We start from the raw sequence: 15,844 nt of genomic DNA on the forward strand, positions 1-15,844 counted from the left end.
GCTACAACGGATTAATTTAAACTATATGGCTGACGATAGCCAAACATGCCATCTTGTAACATGCTTCTTTGTGTACCAGACGTACCGATACCTTTGAATATAAATTGTAATGACACACCCGTATCGAAATCGTCGGTAGATTGTTCACCCGATGAATCATAACGGTTGCTTAAACTTCTTTCTGCCACTAAGCGTATTGCCCAACAACAGGATTCATACTGAATACCTGCATAAGTCTCAATACTTCTATCGCGCTCGATGTCACGGTAAGTTCTACCCACCCATTGCCAGTTTTCAGCAATAGGCCAACTCGCCGATATTCCCACTTGGTCAATGGTTTCACCACTTAAGTCACGAACATATCGGTGACTCAACTGAATAAATCGCTTTGCATCTTGTCGATATTCTAAGCCAACACTACTTAAGTCAACTTTGTCGGTGTCGGTAGTCACTTGAATATCAGAATGGGCGTACCAGTTTTTGTTAAAGCGCCAGTCCATCTCAGCGGCTAGCGCCGAACGGTCTTGATTTTTAGTCGCGGCAATAACCTTGTTATCTTCAAGGTAGAATATCTGACCCAAGCTAAGTACAAATTGTTCCCTATTGTTTTTATCCAATATTCGACTGGTTATACCAAGGGTAACTTGGTTGTTATCTGAAATTCTATCCAATCCGGTAAATTCTTGCCCTCTGAATAGCCCTTCAACATCGGTTAACAGAGGCGTTGAATCATACAGCCCAATCGCTGTTTGGTCTTCATATGAGGTGTAAAGATACTGAATTTTAGGTTCTAACGTCATGGCGGTATCGTGACCAAACCATGAGGAATCTTTTTCGAAATACAGCGCGCCGAATAGGCGAGCTTGACCTAAAGTACGCTCTACATTTTCTTCTAAGTCAGTATCTTGAATATTTTCTTGCTTATAAACCGTTTGCAACACAGTGGTTTCAGCAACAAATTCACCCCATGCTGCACGAATAGGCATAGAGAGGGTGGGGGCTACATGAAAGCGGGTTGCTGTTGGCGCGGTTTCAGAAGTGTTGTCAAAATACGCTAGTTCAGAGTTAACACTAAATTCGAAATAGCGGCCAAAAGGCGTACGGTAATCAATTTTAACTTCAGGAAGCGCACGATAACTGTCGGCGGTATCACCCAATATTTCGAAGTCTTTTACTTGCATATTTACTGTGAGATCTCGGGTGTAATAACCCAAGCTTACGGTACGATAAAGGTGTGTATCTGCGCTATTATAATAATCAGAGCCTAAATCAACAATGTAGTTGTCATCACTCAAACCATTGAAATCGATACCCAGTACCCAGTTATCGTTAAGTTGACCTTGATGCTGTAAACGGTAGAAATAACGATCGGGAGACCCTTCAATATCACTGTCACTTGGCAAGTATTCTACGTACGCGGTCCCTTCACTTTTTTCGGTTAGGTAACGAAACTCTGTATTTAGCTGAATACCGCGCTGGGTCATCACCCGAGGCGAAATGGTCATGTCAAAATTAGGGGCAATATTCCAATAAAATGGTTGTGTGTAATCGATGCCGGTATTGCTAGAGCTTGTTATTTCGGGAAACAATAAACCTGTTTGACGTTCATTACTTACTGGAAATGCGAAATAAGGGAGATAGAAAACAGGAACGTCAGCGACATAAAAGCGGGTATGTTTGGCTTTACCCCATGCTGTGCCTTTTTCAATGCTAATCTCACTGGCCCGAATCATCCAATCTTCATGGCCTTCGGGGCAGGTAGTAAAACTCACTTCCTTTAAAACAATACCTTCATTGGTATCAACCAATATGTCTTCGGCTGCGCCTTGTCCAACAAACCCAGTGAGTTGATAACGGGTATTTTGCATTTCTAAGCGTTCTTCTTTTGAACGAAGTGACACCGCATCACTTTCTACGCTTAACTGTGCATCGCGAAAATGCACATCGCCTTTTGCTAGCACGTCTTCACCATTGCCATTCACTTGTGCTTGAGACGCACTGATGATGGCGCTATCAGATGTAATATCAACATTACCTGAAAACAGTGCTACTTTATTTTCGATGATTTCAGTTCGGTTAGCTTCAACTTTCACATGCCCCTTCGGCATAAGTGCTGAGCTTTTAAAGACAATGGGCTCCACCGAGCAAAAGGCTAGCGGTGAGACTGATTCTGGATTAGCTTCCTGTGCAAACGCGACGTGAGTAGACAAGGTCGCGGAAACAAGCATGGCGCAGGTCTTTTTCATGCGGTGGTGAATGGCCTGTTTTGTTATTCGGTGCTGACACTATAATGATGTGACCTTAAGGCACACATATAGTTCTGCATAGAGTTAATAATACGCCAACCTAGTAGCGTTGGCAGTTAACGCAATGTAATTAGCCGTCAATTCTAAGCACTTCTGTTGTATTTACCAACCATTGGATTAAAAAAATCGTATTTCTCTTTATCTAAATAGGGATTTACCGCATATTTACTGACTTATTGGGTAAAAATCGTCTCAATTAATGAAGCGAATAGACGAGTTTTTAGCTTGAAAAGCGTCAAGCTGTACCTACTTATAATGATTACTTTATTTTTATAGCCTTTTAAGGCTTGCAGATCATAGTGCTTAAACAACGATTTCAGACGTGGGTTGAGTGCAAAATCATCATCAATAATGCGCTAATGATTACAGGAGAATACTGACATGGCCGTGTGGGGAAAAATCCTTGGTGTGCTTTTTGGGTTTATGTTTTTAAAAATCCCCGGCGCTATTTTAGGGCTAATTGTAGGGCATTTCTTCGATAAGGCGTACAGCCAAGACTTTAATCAACTCGGTGGGTTTGGCCGTTTCTTTACCGATCAGAATAGTATGAAGCAACAAGCGGTATTTTTTCATAGCTTGTTCTCAGCGCTGGGTCATTTAGCGAAATCTGATGGCAAAGTAACCAGTCGTGAAATTCAAATTGCTACTGCACTCATGGATGACATGAAGTTAACCGGTGATGCACGAAAAGAAGCACAAGAAGCGTTTCGTGAAGGTAAAGCCAGAGACTTCCCTATTACTGATACGTTGAAAGGGTTGTACGAGGCCAGTCATGGTCGCCGAGATATATTACAAGTTTTCTTGGAGATATTGATTCAAGCGGCATTTGCCGATGGCAAGTTAACCCAAGAAGAGTATGTGGTTTTAGAAAAAGTAGCGAAGCCGCTGGGTTTTAGACGCCGTGATCTCGATTATCTTATTTCCATGTTTGAAGCCGAAATACGCTTTAGGCAGCGAGGCGGACAAAGTGGCCCCAATGGACAAGGCTCCAATGGGCGTCAGCGTTCTTCGCAACAAAGTGCCTATACCGAAAAACAATCTCTTGATGATGCTTATCGTATTTTGGGTGTTAGTGCATCAGATGATGAAAAAACCATTAAGCGTGCTTACCGAAAACGTATGTCTGAGCACCACCCAGATAAACTCGTCTCGAAAGGGTTACCTGAGCAAGCTATGGAAATGGCGAAGAAAAAGACCCAAGATATTCAGTCTGCTTATGAGCTTATCAAGCAAAAGCGTGGCTTTTAATGGCGCGTGAGCTCACTTATGTGCCTGCTGCTAGTCAGGCACATATCGATGACTTTATAGACATGCTGTGGCTTGAAAAGGGGTTGTCTGATCATACGCAGCAAAGCTATCGTACCGATTTAACTAAACTGGCTATATTCTGTAATAACCAAGGCATTAAAGACATTGCGGTACTGACCACCGAAATGATGCAAGACTATCTTGCCTACCGCCACGACAAGGGGCTTTCGGCGCGAAGTACACAACGGGCAATGAGTGCGCTACGAGCCTTTTATACGTATTTAATCGGTAAACAAATACGGGTAGATAACCCTATATCTTCCTTATCAAATCCCAAACTACCGAAATCTTTGCCTGCCTCTTTAAGTGAACGCCAAGTAGAAGATTTACTCGCTGCCCCCTTAGTAGAAGACCCAATAGAATGCAGAGACAAAAGCATGCTAGAAGTGCTTTATGCCACAGGATTGCGGGTAAGTGAGCTTATCGGTTTGCAAATGAGCGAGGTAAGCTTACAGCAAGGCGTGGTGCGGGTTACCGGTAAAGGTAATAAAGACAGGTTAGTGCCATTGGGTGAAGATGCCATAGAATGGCTATTAACGTATATAAAAACTGCCCGCCCCGTGCTGGCCACTAAGCAATCAGACTATGTGTATTTGAGCAAACGTGGTCAAAAAATGACGCGGCAAACTTTTTGGCATCGTATTAAATATTATGCTGTTAAAGCGAATATTGAACAGCATCTGTCTCCACACACTTTGCGTCATGCCTTTGCCACCCATTTGCTCAACCATGGCGCCGATTTGCGGGTTGTGCAGATGTTGTTGGGGCACAGCGATTTGTCGACGACCCAAATTTATACCCATGTGGCGACCGAGCGTTTACAAACGCTCATTCACAGCCATCACCCTAGGGGATAACTCCACTAATTGGTAAGGCAAACTTCAGTGTTACCCAGCGAGTGGTGTGATAGCATTACGTTAAATACTCGCTAAGTATCGCTTTAGTGAAATGCGCGAATGAAATTTTTCTCTTGCATGGGCGGTCTTAGTTATATCCCATTTTAATATTTTGAAAGCATGATTGCTGTCGGAGTAAATATAGTGAAAGTAGTAAAATTTAGCTTATTGGTTGCAATGGTGTTCACTACGAGCCTTTTCGCGAGTGTCGCAAGCGCAGCAGATGAAACGGCAATTAAGAGTAAGCTGACTAATATGCTAGGGCTAGAGGTTGACTCTCTTGCCGATTCACCCATTCCTGGCTTGGTACAAGTATCGACCAATCGCGGTTTCTTCTATGTCAGTGATGATGCTAAATATTTGGTTCAGGCGCGTATTCTCAATATAGATGAAGGCATGCGTAATGAAACCGAAGCCGCCTATTCGGATCTTCGCATCGAAGGTGTGAAGGAAATGGCGCCATCTGCAATTACGTTTAAAGCTAAAAACGAAAAGCATGTGATCAGTGTTTTCACCGATACCTCCTGTGGTTATTGCCGAAAGCTTCATAAAGAAGTGGGCGACTTAAACGACATGGGTATTACGGTAAACTACTTGGCTTTTCCTCGTGCTGGATTAGACAGCCAGAACTACCAGGATATGGTATCGGTATGGTGTGCAGCCAACCCGCAAAAAGCGATAACTGATGCAAAAGCGGGCAGCGATGTAGCAACCGCTAAATGCGCTAATAAAGTGGCAGAGCAATATTTGTTGGGACAAAAGCTAGGCGTAAGCGGTACACCTAATATCGTATTGCCAGACGGCTCGCTAATTCCGGGTTACCAACCTGCAGGTATGATTGCACAAGCTATTGAGCAAGCCAAATAGCGCCAATTCCAATTATTTAAAACGCACCACAGCAAAAGTTAATGCCTAGGCTTGGTGCGTTTTTTTATGTTCCGATTTTACCTACCTCATTCCCTTGGGTATCATTACCCTCTAATTAACCGTAGTGATGAATGTCGATGATATTGCCTGTAGTGCGCCGTGAAACTGGTGACGCCCCTCTTGCTTCTACTTTGCACCCTGTAATAGACCGTATTTATCGCGGCAGAAATGTGCAAGATGTTAGCGAATTAGAAAATGGGCTGAAGGGCCTTACCCATTTCAATGAGCTAAAAGGCATGGCCGGTGCGGCAAGTATTCTGGCTGATACTATTGAGCAAGATAAGACGCTTATTATTGTGGGTGATTTCGATGCCGATGGGGCGACCAGTATTGCAGTGTGTATTCATTCATTGCATATGATGGGGTTTAATAAGGTTGATTATTTGGTGCCAAATCGTTTCGATTTTGGTTATGGCCTTAGTGTCCCTATTGTTGATATTGCCAAGCAGCAAGGCGCTGACGTTATTATTACGGTAGATAACGGCATTGCCTGTATTGACGGAGTGACGCATGCAAAAGCCTTAGGCATAGAGGTTATTGTTACTGATCACCACTTACCCGGTGACGACCTTCCCCCTGCCGATGCTATTGTGAACCCCAATCAACCAGGTTGTACGTTCCCTTCTAAAAACTTAGCGGGGGTTGGCGTAGCGTTCTACATCATGCTTGCACTTAAAACCGAGCTACAACAACGAAATTGGTTTACTAAAAAGAATCTTCCAGCGCCTAATTTGGCATCGTTACTAGATATTGTAGCCGTGGGTACGGTGGCCGACGTGGTGGTTTTAGATAAAAATAACCGAATTTTGGTGCATCAAGGCCTGCAGCGTATTCGTGCAGGTAAATGCAGACCGGGTATTAAAGCGTTAGTTGAAGTGGCTAACCGTGATTGCGCTCACCTTACTTCAACCGATTTAGGTTTTGTTATTGGCCCTCGCTTAAATGCTGCCGGCAGGTTAGATGATATGTCTCAAGGCATAGCTTGCCTGCTAGAAGACGATACAATGCAAGCTCGCATGATAGCCTCGGAGCTAGATGCACTTAACCGTGAACGCCGAGAAATAGAAACCGGAATGAAGGCGCAAGCAGAACAAGTGCTAGAAAAAATGTCTCTTACCGAAGGGGATATTCCTGCCGCGTTAGTGGTGTATCAAGCCGATTTCCATCAAGGTGTGATTGGTATTGTGGCGGGGCGTTTAAAAGAACAGTATTTGAAACCGGTTATCGCTTTTGCTCATCAAGACGAGACGACAATAAAAGGCTCGGCTCGCTCTATTCCAGGGGTGCATATTCGTGATGTACTCGATGAAGTGAATACGCGTTTTCCGGGGGTTATTGACAAATTTGGTGGCCATGCAATGGCAGCAGGGCTAAGTTTGCCGGTGGCTAATTTAGCCGCATTCCAAAAGGCCTTCATCGATATTGCTAAGCAGCATATGGATAAACTAGACGGTAACCAAGTGTTACTGTCTGACGGCAGCTTAACGGGCCAAGAGCTATCGTTGCCATTCGCCCACTTGCTTAGGCAAGCAGGCCCGTTTGGGCAGGGCTTTGAATCGCCATTATTCGATGGCGAGTTTCAAGTAGTGCAACAGCGACTAGTGGGTGAAAAACACTTAAAGTTGGTACTCCGAGAGCCTTCGGTTGGCGAAGTGGATGCGATTGCCTTTAATATTGATATTAAAGCTTGGCCCAATGCCATGGTGAAGCAGGTACGCATTGCCTACCGATTAGATGTAAATGTATTTCGCGGTCAGGAGTCGATACAGCTTATTATCGAACAGCTAGAAAGCGCTTAAAGGTAAAGCGCTTAACGTTCACATATCAGAATACAACGCGGCGCAAGGTGAATAACATGAAATCAGAGACTGACAAATTAATCAGCAAGCATGGCCAGTTAAATCAGTCTGATAATATGAAAGTGGTGTCGCATGTCCAGCGTGAAGAAGATGACTGGATACGTCACACGGTAATGCTTGAAGGCATTGATGTACCCTTTATCTATCGCCGCAAAAAGCAGTATCAAAGCTTAAAAGGGGCGCGGGTTAATATCACTTACTACCGACAGGTAGAAGAGGTGGCAGGGATTGAGTTTGAAACCATGAAAGTGGTACGCATTAAACGAAGCTAAGCCCATTACTCTGTTAGAGTTGCTAATACATACAGGAAAATGAATGAATAACGACTGGTTGACTGCTTTTGTGTTGCACCGCCGAGCCTATAGAGAGACCAGTTATATCGTCGATTTCTTTACCCTAGAACAAGGCAAAGTGAGTGCCGTGGCAAAAGGTGTACGTAACAGTAAGTCCGATAAAAAAAGTCTGCTTCAACCTTTTCAAGCTCTCAAACTACAACTTGCCGGTAAATCTGATTTAAAAAACTTGCGGCATGTAGAAAGCACCGCGCCATCCATTAATTTAGTGGGCACGCCGCTATTTTGTGCCATGTACCTCAATGAACTTACCAATCGAATAATGCCTGCTGGCCTTGCCAGTGATGCGGTATTTGAAGCTTACGGTCAGGCGCTTACAGCGCTATTTAGCGATGATGATATTGAAATTACCCTGCGAAAATTTGAACTGTCACTTCTAGATGAAATGGGACTACTGCCTGATTTCACTGAAGATGTAGAATATGAAATGCCCATCGAGGCCGAAAAGCACTATGTACTGCAGCCGGAATTTGGCTTTTGTGCGCTGCCAGATGATGTGCCAAATAGCTATACTCGCAAGGGTTTACCGGGTAGTGCACTACTTGCCCTAGCCCAAGGTGAGTTTACGCCCATGAGTAAACGTGTGGCCAAAGTGTTATGTCGTGATTTACTCAAGCCGCTAATTGGTGATAAACCGCTAAAAAGTAGAGAGTTATTTGTGGTACGAAAGCACTAGCAAGCTAAGTGTTACGCATATTTAATCACGCTTTTTGCCATGTGATAGTTCGAAAGTTTGTTACAATAGCGCTTAATCAATTTTAGACAGGTAATACGCGCCTTTACTATGAAGCGCTGATTACCAAAGGCTTGTTCTACTATAGGTATCTGTTAATGAGTACACTTCTTCTTGGCGTTAACATCGATCACATTGCCACACTTCGAAATGCACGTGGTACCAACTACCCCGATCCTGTGCATGCAGCAGATGTTGCAGAGCGCGCTGGAGCAGACGGTATTACTGTTCACTTACGTGAAGATCGTCGCCATATAAAAGACAGAGATGTACGCATTTTGGCGCAAACTATCAATACGCGCCTAAACTTGGAAATGGCGGTTACCGACGAAATGCTAGCGATTGCCGAGGAAGTAAAGCCGGTGTTTTGTTGCTTAGTGCCTGAGAAGCGTGAAGAGCTAACCACTGAAGGCGGCCTTGATGTAGCGGGTAATTTGGCCGTGATGAAACAAGCATGCGAGCGTTTGGCGGCCGCGAACATTTTGGTGTCTTTGTTTATCGATGCAGATAAACAGCAAATAGACGCAGCGGTTGAGTGCGGTGCGCCTTATATAGAAATTCATACTGGCCAGTATGCTGAAGCAACCAGTGAAGCCGAACTTGAAGAAGAACTAGCTCGATTAGTGGAAGGTATTGAGTATGCCGATAAACGAGGTCTTAAAGTGAATGCTGGTCATGGTTTGCATTATCATAACGTGAAACCGATTGCGGCTATCCCTCAACTAATCGAGCTGAATATTGGCCATGCAATTATCGCAAGAGCGACGTTTGATGGCTTAGCCACTGCGGTGGCTGATATGCGTAAGCTCATGTTAGAAGCAAGAAGTGGAATCTAACGTCATATCCGTTTAAGTTGCTAAACAAGTAAAATTGAAAGTAAACACTAAAAACCAAAAAGAGAATACCTTGTGGCCATAGCTGGATTAGGCACAGACATTATTGAAATTGCACGTTTGAATAAAAGCGACGCTACTACCGAGCGCCTCGCCAAACGTGTACTCACGCCTTACGAGCTTAACCTTTATGTTGCTAGTAATGAGCCCGTGCGCTATTTAGCCAAGCGATTCGCCGCTAAAGAAGCAACAGTGAAGGCGTTAGGGACAGGTATTGGTAACGGCGTCAGTTGGCAACATATTGAAGTGCGCAATAATGCTTTAGGCGCGCCAGAACTTCACTTTACTGGAGAGGTTGCCATGCTGTGTGAACAGCGAGCCATTACCTCTAGTGTTATCAGCATTTCCGATGAAACTCACTATGCGGTTGCTACCGTTATTCTTGAAAATTAATGTAACGGGAGCACCACGTGGCCATATTTTATAAGCCGAGCAAAGGCAAAAACAAAAGCAATGTGAAAGGGCGAGTACGCGGCGCTGGCTCAGGTGAAAAGCAGCACATTGTAAAAACTAAACAATCATGGCCCTCGGTTGATGACATTAATACTGCTAATGAAGCGGTAACCATTGATGGTATGGATTGGCAGGGGCAGGGCGTTGCTCGGGGTGAAACCTTATTTTTTGTTGATGGTGCTTTACCTGGTGAAACCGTTGAGATAAAAGCACTTTCAAGCAATAAGCAGATTGTTAACGCAAAAGTCACTAAAGTGAATACACCCTCAGAGCACCGCCAAAAACCGTTTTGCGGGGTGGCAAATCAGTGCGGTGGTTGTCAGCTCCAGCACGTAGAGCCTCAGGAAGCCCTCGCACTGCGAGACGATGCGCTAAAAAGTATGTTCCAGCGTAAACTCGGTTTCAACGAGGGGGCCTGGCAAGCGCCCGTCAGTGGTAATCGACCACGCTACCGCCGTAAAGCTCGACTAGCAATTGATGCAAGAAACCCAGATAAAATAAAACTTGGCTTTCGAGAAAATGCAGGCAAAAACATTGTTGATATCGAAGGCTGCCCAGTTTTAGTTGAATCGTTAAGCCAACTTATCGCGCCACTTAAATCTGCCATTACTGGCTATGCTAGCGCTCGCCTTGTTGGGCATGTCAGCTTATTGGCCGGAGAAAACGCGGTGCAAGTCACGGTAAAGCATACCCGTTCATTAGCCAACGACTTTATTGCATCGCTTTCCCAGTTCGCTGTGGAACAAAACGTGAATATGACAATCGAAGACGGTAATGGCGAATTTACTCATTTGCATGAAATAGCGCCAATTACCTGTAACACAGTAGACGGCTTTTATTTGCAACCTGGGCCTAATGATTTTGTTCAGGTGAACGCAGAAGTAAATACTAAAATGGTGGCGCAAGCCCTGTCGTGGTTAGCACCAAAAGCCGGTGAACGTATAGCCGATTGGTTCAGTGGTTTAGGTAATTTCACCTTGCCTATTGCCAACAGTGGCGCCACCGTAAGCGCGGTAGAAGGGGTTGCTGAAATGGTGCAGCGCGCCAAAAGTAACGCCCTCGAACAGGGCATAACGAACGTGGATTGGATGCAGCTTGATTTGGCTGATGAAAAATCAGTGGATAAAGCGTTAGCGGGTGGCTTCGATAAAGTCTTGCTTGATCCGTCTCGAGAAGGAGCATTGACGGTTTGTCATGCACTGGTTCGAGCAACTCCTAGTACGATAGTGTATGTTTCTTGCAACCCGAACACTTTTTCGCGGGATGCGCGTGTACTGATAGATGGAGGTTATCAAATGCAAAAAGCGGGTGTGATTGAAATGTTCCCCTTTACCCATCACATGGAAACGATGGCGCTATTTTCACGCCAACAGCAATAGCGAGCAGCGGTTATGGTGACAACAAGAAAAGTGCATGCAGCCGATAGGCCTCCTTTTGAGGTGTGGCTAGACAGTCTCGATTTAAGTGAAGAAACGAAAGACAAACTACGCAGTGTGTCTTCTATGCCAGAGCGCCTTCTCGTTGGCCAAGAAATGGTCGAAATACTCTGTCAGTTGAATATGGATGACGTCACCTTGCAGGCGGCATTGGTCTTTCCTTACTGCGAACAACACTGTTTAACCGAAGCTGATATTGAGCAAGAATTCGATATTGAAATTCGTGACTTAGTGGTGGGGGTTAGGCGTATGGACGCCATTAAAACCTTACACGCTAGAAAAAATAATGGCTCGCCGTTCAACGAAAAATCTGATGAACAACATATAGATAGTATTCGTCGTATGTTGCTTGCTATGGTTGAAGATGTTCGAGCCGTTGTGATTAAAATGGCAGAACGTATTTGCGCCCTTCAACAAGCGAAAAAAGCGGATGAAGAAACGCGGGTTATGGTGGCCCGTGAATGTGCTAGCATTTATGCCCCGTTGGCTAACCGTTTAGGAATAGGTCAGTTAAAATGGGAGCTGGAAGATCTAGCTTTTCGCTATTTGCATCCTATCACCTACAAACAAATCGCTAAGCAACTTGACGGTAAACGTCGAGAACGAGCCGATTATATTGATGGCATCGTTGATGATCTTCAATCATTAATGAATAGCGAAAATATTCGCGCCGATGTATACGGTAGGCCAAAACATATTTTCAGCATTTGGAAAAAAATGCAGAAAAAGCGCCTTACCTTCGAACAACTTTTCGATATACGTGCTGTGCGGGTAATCGCTGAGCGGTTACAAGATTGTTATGCCGCACTTGGCACCGTGCACGCCAGCTACAAGCATTTGCCCAATGAATTCGACGATTATATCGCCACGCCTAAAGCTAATGGCTATCAGTCTATTCACACTGTTATTGTGGGCCCAGAGGGTAAACCGGTAGAAATTCAAATTCGTACTCACAAAATGCATCAAGACGCCGAGCTAGGTGTTGCCGCGCATTGGAAATATAAAGAAGGCAGTACGGGTAAACAGTCGGGCTACGATGAACGCATAAACTGGCTTCGCCGCATATTAGCCTGGCAAGAAGAAGTGGCCGAATCTGGTGATATGGTGGAAGAGCTGCGCAGCCAGGTATTTGATGACCGCGTATATGTGTTTACGCCTAAAGGCGATGTTATCGACTTGCCTCAAGGTGCTACCCCCCTCGACTTTGCCTACTATATTCACAGCAACGTTGGGCATCGCTGTATTGGGGCGAAAGCCAATGGACGCATTGTGCCTTTTACTTATCAGCTGCATAGCGGTGACCAAGTAGAAGTGCTTACTGGTAAAGAGCTTAATCCTAGTCGCGATTGGATGCACCCAGGCTTGGGCTATGTTCACTCATCTCGCGCCCGCGCTACTATCCATTCCTATTTCAAAAAACAAGATAGGGATAAAAACCTAACCGCAGGTAAAGAGTTGTTAGAACGTGAACTGCATCGCGCTCATTTGCCCACCAAAATAGCCAGTGAAGTGTACGAGAAGTTTAATGGCCATAGCGCTGATGATCTCTATGCGGCAATAGGCACAGGTGATGTAAGGGTGATGCAAGTGATTAACTTCATTCATTTCTTACAAGAACCAGAGCCAGAAGAGCCTGAAATTAGCCCAAAAGTAAAAACAAAGCGTACGGCTAAGGGCGCAGGTAAGAAAGACGCAGTTGTTGTACAAGGGGTTGGCCACTTGATGAGCCAGCTGGCCAATTGCTGTAAACCCGTTCCTGGTGAACCTATTATGGGGTATATCACGCAAGGGCGTGGAGTAAGCGTGCATAAAGAAAGCTGCGATCAATTGCAGCATTTGCTTGAGCAGCACCCAGAACGGCAAATTGAGGTGAACTGGTCTCAAGAACTTAAAGTAGGATTTGAAACCTCTGTCGATATTTTCTGCCACGATAGAACTGGTTTACTGCGCGATATCACAACCGTGCTGGCAAATGAAAACGTGCCATTGCTGGGTGTGAATAGTTTAAGTGATAAACACAGGCAAACGGCGCTAATTACCATTTCTATTGAAGTACAAGACTTAGATACCTTATCAAAAGTACTTGCACGATTACGTCAGTTAAAAGGCATAACGGATGCAAAACGCAAACAATTCTGAGTTGCCTGAGATAAAACGACTTCAAGAAATAATGGCGACGCTTCGTGATCCGGAGTCTGGCTGCCCGTGGGATGTTAAGCAAACCATGGAAAGCCTAACCCGCTATACCATTGAAGAAGCGTACGAAGTGGCTGATGCTATCGTGAAAGGGGAGCCTTCAGATATTCGTGACGAACTGGGCGACTTGTTGTTTCAGGTGGTGTTCTATTCCCGTATTGCAGAGGAAGAAGGCAATTTTACCTTAAACGATGTTGCGAAAAGCATTAGCGACAAAATGACCCGCCGTCATCCACATGTATTCGGCAATGCTTCAGCGCAGCCAAGCAGCGAAGAAGGCTTAACTGCACAGTGGGACAGTATAAAAGCCCAAGAAAAAGCGTTAAAGCATGAGAATTCAAGGCGACGGGCTTTAACGCAAAAGCCGACTTCCACATCGCCAAGTAAAGATAATGAACTGGCTTTCCCGAGTCTACTTGATGATGTGCCAGTGGGAATGCCGGCATTAATGTATGCCCAAAAATTACAAAAAGCCTGTGCGAAGGTCGGTTTTGATTGGCCAGACGTTGCACCTGTTTTAGATAAAGTGCGAGAAGAAGTTGAAGAAATTCAACAAGAGCTTGACGCCGAAACCCTTAATCAGCAAGCCTTAGAAGAAGAAATTGGCGATGCATTGTTTGCTATGGTTAATTTGGCAAGACATTGTAAAGTCGATGCAGATACAGCGCTTCGCAATGCCAGTAACAAATTCGCCAAACGCTTTAAAGTAGTAGAGTCTTTAGCCTTCAAAGCAGAATCAGCTAATAAAATAGCCTCGGAATACTTGTCTATAATAGACGGCGAGCCCGAGAGTAAGGGCTCACCCTTAGCTAATATGACGCTTGATGAGATGGAAGCGCTATGGCAGCAAGCAAAAATCACCACTGCTAATTCATAACGCTTTACCGGTTTTACTAAAGCTTAGCCATGAAAGCTTGCTCGCTGCTTTTAAAGCTTATCTGCTACCTTGGCTTCTAATATTTCTATTTCTGCTCTTCGGCCTTTGTCCGCAATAGGGCGGTTTGGTTTTTCAGGTGCGCTTTTGGCTAGAGTTAAGTGTCGAGCTGCCTCTTCATACTCACCATCATCAAACAAGTATTCTGCGTAAAAGTAATGTGCGTCCATACTGTTTGGGTAAAGCGCTAGGGCTTTTTCAAACAAGCGCGCTGCTTTTTTATCACTGCCAAACGCAACAGGCCAGCCAGGTACATTGTGATATAGCGCGGCTAATACAGTTAATGCTGTACCTTCTAATACCTGCTCATTTGCCTCTATAGCTTTTTCTAGGTTGGCTCTAGCCGCTTTGGCAAAATCGAGTGCACCTAAACCACCTTTAGCTTTCGCTGCACTAGATTGGGTAACGGCTAACCACGTAAGTGCTTCGGCACTATTGTTCGATGATGCAACAAAGGCTTCAGCATCAGCGATAAGCGCTATAAACGCCTTCTCTTTCTCGCTGCTATCTGCGTGATAGTTGATTGACGCCCATTGCTGTTGAATACCAAGCAATGTGTGATTGTTGTCAGCGAAGGTAGGGTTTGCATAAACCATAAGAGAGATGAAAACAGCGATAAGTCCACGTTTACTGCGCATTGTGGGTTCCTCATTAATTATAAGTCGTATTTTAGGCGGGTGTTTTACCAGTAATACGGGGTATAAAACAAGAAAAATGGCCACACGAGGTCATTATTCGCTTTCAGGTCAAGGGTATTTAATCGGTGTACTACTTGTCGATATTGCAACATAGCTTGAGGGGGCAGGTAAATCTTGCGTATCACCCTATTCGACAGGCCGGCAATATAACCTCAAGAGCCTTCTGCTTAAAATCACCGGAATTAATTTGGCTTGTCACGGTCTCTGTAGAAACTTTGTGCAGAAAAACTCCCCTTAATTGCAAATTAGGGGTTCGCATTTTCGTCAAAACCTGTATAATTCGCGCCCTGCCCAGTTACGCCCACCTTTGGGAAGGTGGAAGAATCGACCGGCTCGAAGGGGTCTTTGTGTTGATTTTATGGTGATTTCTGGTGTTCAGAAATCAGTAACGACGATATTATTCGGGTGATATTTAAATGAAAACTTTTGTTGCAAAGCCAGAAACGGTACAACGTGACTGGTACGTGGTTGACGCCACAGACAAAACTCTAGGCCGTTTGGCTTCAGAAATCGCATTGCGCCTTCGTGGTAAGCATAAGCCAGAGTACACGCCTCACGTGGACACTGGTGATTACATTGTAGTTATCAATGCCGATAAAATTACGGTTACTGGCCGTAAAGCATTGAACAAAATCTATTATGCACACAGTGGCTATCCAGGTGGTCTGAAAGAAACTAACTTTGAAAAGCTGCTAGCTTTCAAACCAGAAATGGTTATTGAGAAAGCAGTGAAAGGAATGCTGCCAAAAGGTCCTCTAGGCCGTGCAATGTTCCGTAAAATGAAAGTTTACGCTGGTGCTGAACATAAGCACGCAGCACAGCAACCACAAGTTTTGGACATCTAAGGGGCAA

Annotated in this window: 14 protein-coding genes; 12 read left to right on the top strand and 2 right to left on the bottom strand. The window is 44.7% G+C overall.

What is annotated here, in order from left to right; genetic code table 11:
- Positions 1–11: 11 nt before the first annotated feature.
- Entirely contained in the window at positions 12–2,246 is a 2,235-nt protein-coding gene (locus tag ALT761_RS03490; protein WP_129736581.1) for an LPS-assembly protein LptD, read from the bottom strand.
- Positions 2,247–2,687: 441 nt separating this feature from the next.
- Between ALT761_RS03490 and djlA the strand changes: the two genes are divergently transcribed.
- The 11 genes from djlA to mazG all read left to right on the top strand — a co-directional run bounded on the left by djlA (position 2,688) and on the right by mazG (position 14,237).
- On the top strand, positions 2,688–3,554 hold the full coding sequence (gene djlA, locus ALT761_RS03495; RefSeq protein ID WP_129736582.1) for a co-chaperone DjlA: 867 nt from the start codon (positions 2,688–2,690) through the stop codon (positions 3,552–3,554).
- Positions 3,554–4,471, top strand: coding sequence for a site-specific tyrosine recombinase XerD (gene xerD / locus ALT761_RS03500; protein WP_129736584.1), 918 nt, complete (start codon positions 3,554–3,556; stop codon positions 4,469–4,471). The genes djlA and xerD overlap by 1 nt, the downstream gene beginning before the upstream one ends.
- A 183-nt stretch (positions 4,472–4,654) precedes the next feature.
- Positions 4,655–5,377 (top strand): bifunctional protein-disulfide isomerase/oxidoreductase DsbC, encoded by a 723-nt coding sequence (gene dsbC / locus ALT761_RS03505; protein WP_129736586.1) that lies wholly within the window; start codon positions 4,655–4,657, stop codon positions 5,375–5,377.
- 137 nt (positions 5,378–5,514) lie between these two features.
- On the top strand, positions 5,515–7,236 hold the full coding sequence (gene recJ / locus ALT761_RS03510; RefSeq protein ID WP_129740553.1) for a single-stranded-DNA-specific exonuclease RecJ: 1,722 nt from the start codon (positions 5,515–5,517) through the stop codon (positions 7,234–7,236).
- A gap of 56 nt (positions 7,237–7,292) precedes the next feature.
- Positions 7,293–7,568: a hypothetical protein gene (locus ALT761_RS03515; RefSeq protein WP_057793797.1), complete on the top strand. Its 276-nt coding sequence runs from the start codon at positions 7,293–7,295 to the stop codon at positions 7,566–7,568.
- A gap of 43 nt (positions 7,569–7,611) precedes the next feature.
- Complete coding sequence (gene recO, locus ALT761_RS03520; protein WP_129736588.1) at positions 7,612–8,325, top strand: DNA repair protein RecO; 714 nt, start codon at positions 7,612–7,614, stop codon at positions 8,323–8,325.
- A gap of 155 nt (positions 8,326–8,480) precedes the next feature.
- Complete coding sequence (gene pdxJ / locus ALT761_RS03525; RefSeq protein ID WP_129736589.1) at positions 8,481–9,218, top strand: pyridoxine 5'-phosphate synthase; 738 nt, start codon at positions 8,481–8,483, stop codon at positions 9,216–9,218.
- A gap of 72 nt (positions 9,219–9,290) precedes the next feature.
- Entirely contained in the window at positions 9,291–9,668 is a 378-nt protein-coding gene (gene acpS / locus ALT761_RS03530) for a holo-ACP synthase (protein ID WP_013785384.1), read from the top strand.
- A gap of 17 nt (positions 9,669–9,685) precedes the next feature.
- Positions 9,686–11,107: a 23S rRNA (uracil(1939)-C(5))-methyltransferase RlmD gene (gene rlmD, locus ALT761_RS03535; RefSeq protein ID WP_129736591.1), complete on the top strand. Its 1,422-nt coding sequence runs from the start codon at positions 9,686–9,688 to the stop codon at positions 11,105–11,107.
- A gap of 12 nt (positions 11,108–11,119) precedes the next feature.
- Positions 11,120–13,303: a GTP diphosphokinase gene (relA, locus tag ALT761_RS03540; RefSeq protein WP_129736593.1), complete on the top strand. Its 2,184-nt coding sequence runs from the start codon at positions 11,120–11,122 to the stop codon at positions 13,301–13,303.
- Positions 13,281–14,237: a nucleoside triphosphate pyrophosphohydrolase gene (gene mazG / locus ALT761_RS03545; RefSeq protein ID WP_129736595.1), complete on the top strand. Its 957-nt coding sequence runs from the start codon at positions 13,281–13,283 to the stop codon at positions 14,235–14,237. Before relA ends, mazG begins: the two co-directional genes overlap by 23 nt.
- A 50-nt stretch (positions 14,238–14,287) precedes the next feature.
- Here mazG and ALT761_RS03550 read toward each other — a convergent pair whose 3' ends face one another.
- Entirely contained in the window at positions 14,288–14,932 is a 645-nt protein-coding gene (locus tag ALT761_RS03550; protein ID WP_129736597.1) for a tetratricopeptide repeat protein, read from the bottom strand.
- Between the two features lie 476 nt (positions 14,933–15,408).
- On the opposite strand from ALT761_RS03550, the gene rplM reads away from it, so the two are divergent.
- Positions 15,409–15,837: a 50S ribosomal protein L13 gene (rplM, locus tag ALT761_RS03555; protein ID WP_013785378.1), complete on the top strand. Its 429-nt coding sequence runs from the start codon at positions 15,409–15,411 to the stop codon at positions 15,835–15,837.
- Positions 15,838–15,844: the final 7 nt, after the last annotated feature.

Origin of the sequence: Alteromonas sp. 76-1 (assembly GCF_900654235.1) — a bacterium.
In the GTDB taxonomy this organism is placed as follows: Bacteria; Pseudomonadota; Gammaproteobacteria; order Enterobacterales; family Alteromonadaceae; genus Alteromonas; species Alteromonas naphthalenivorans.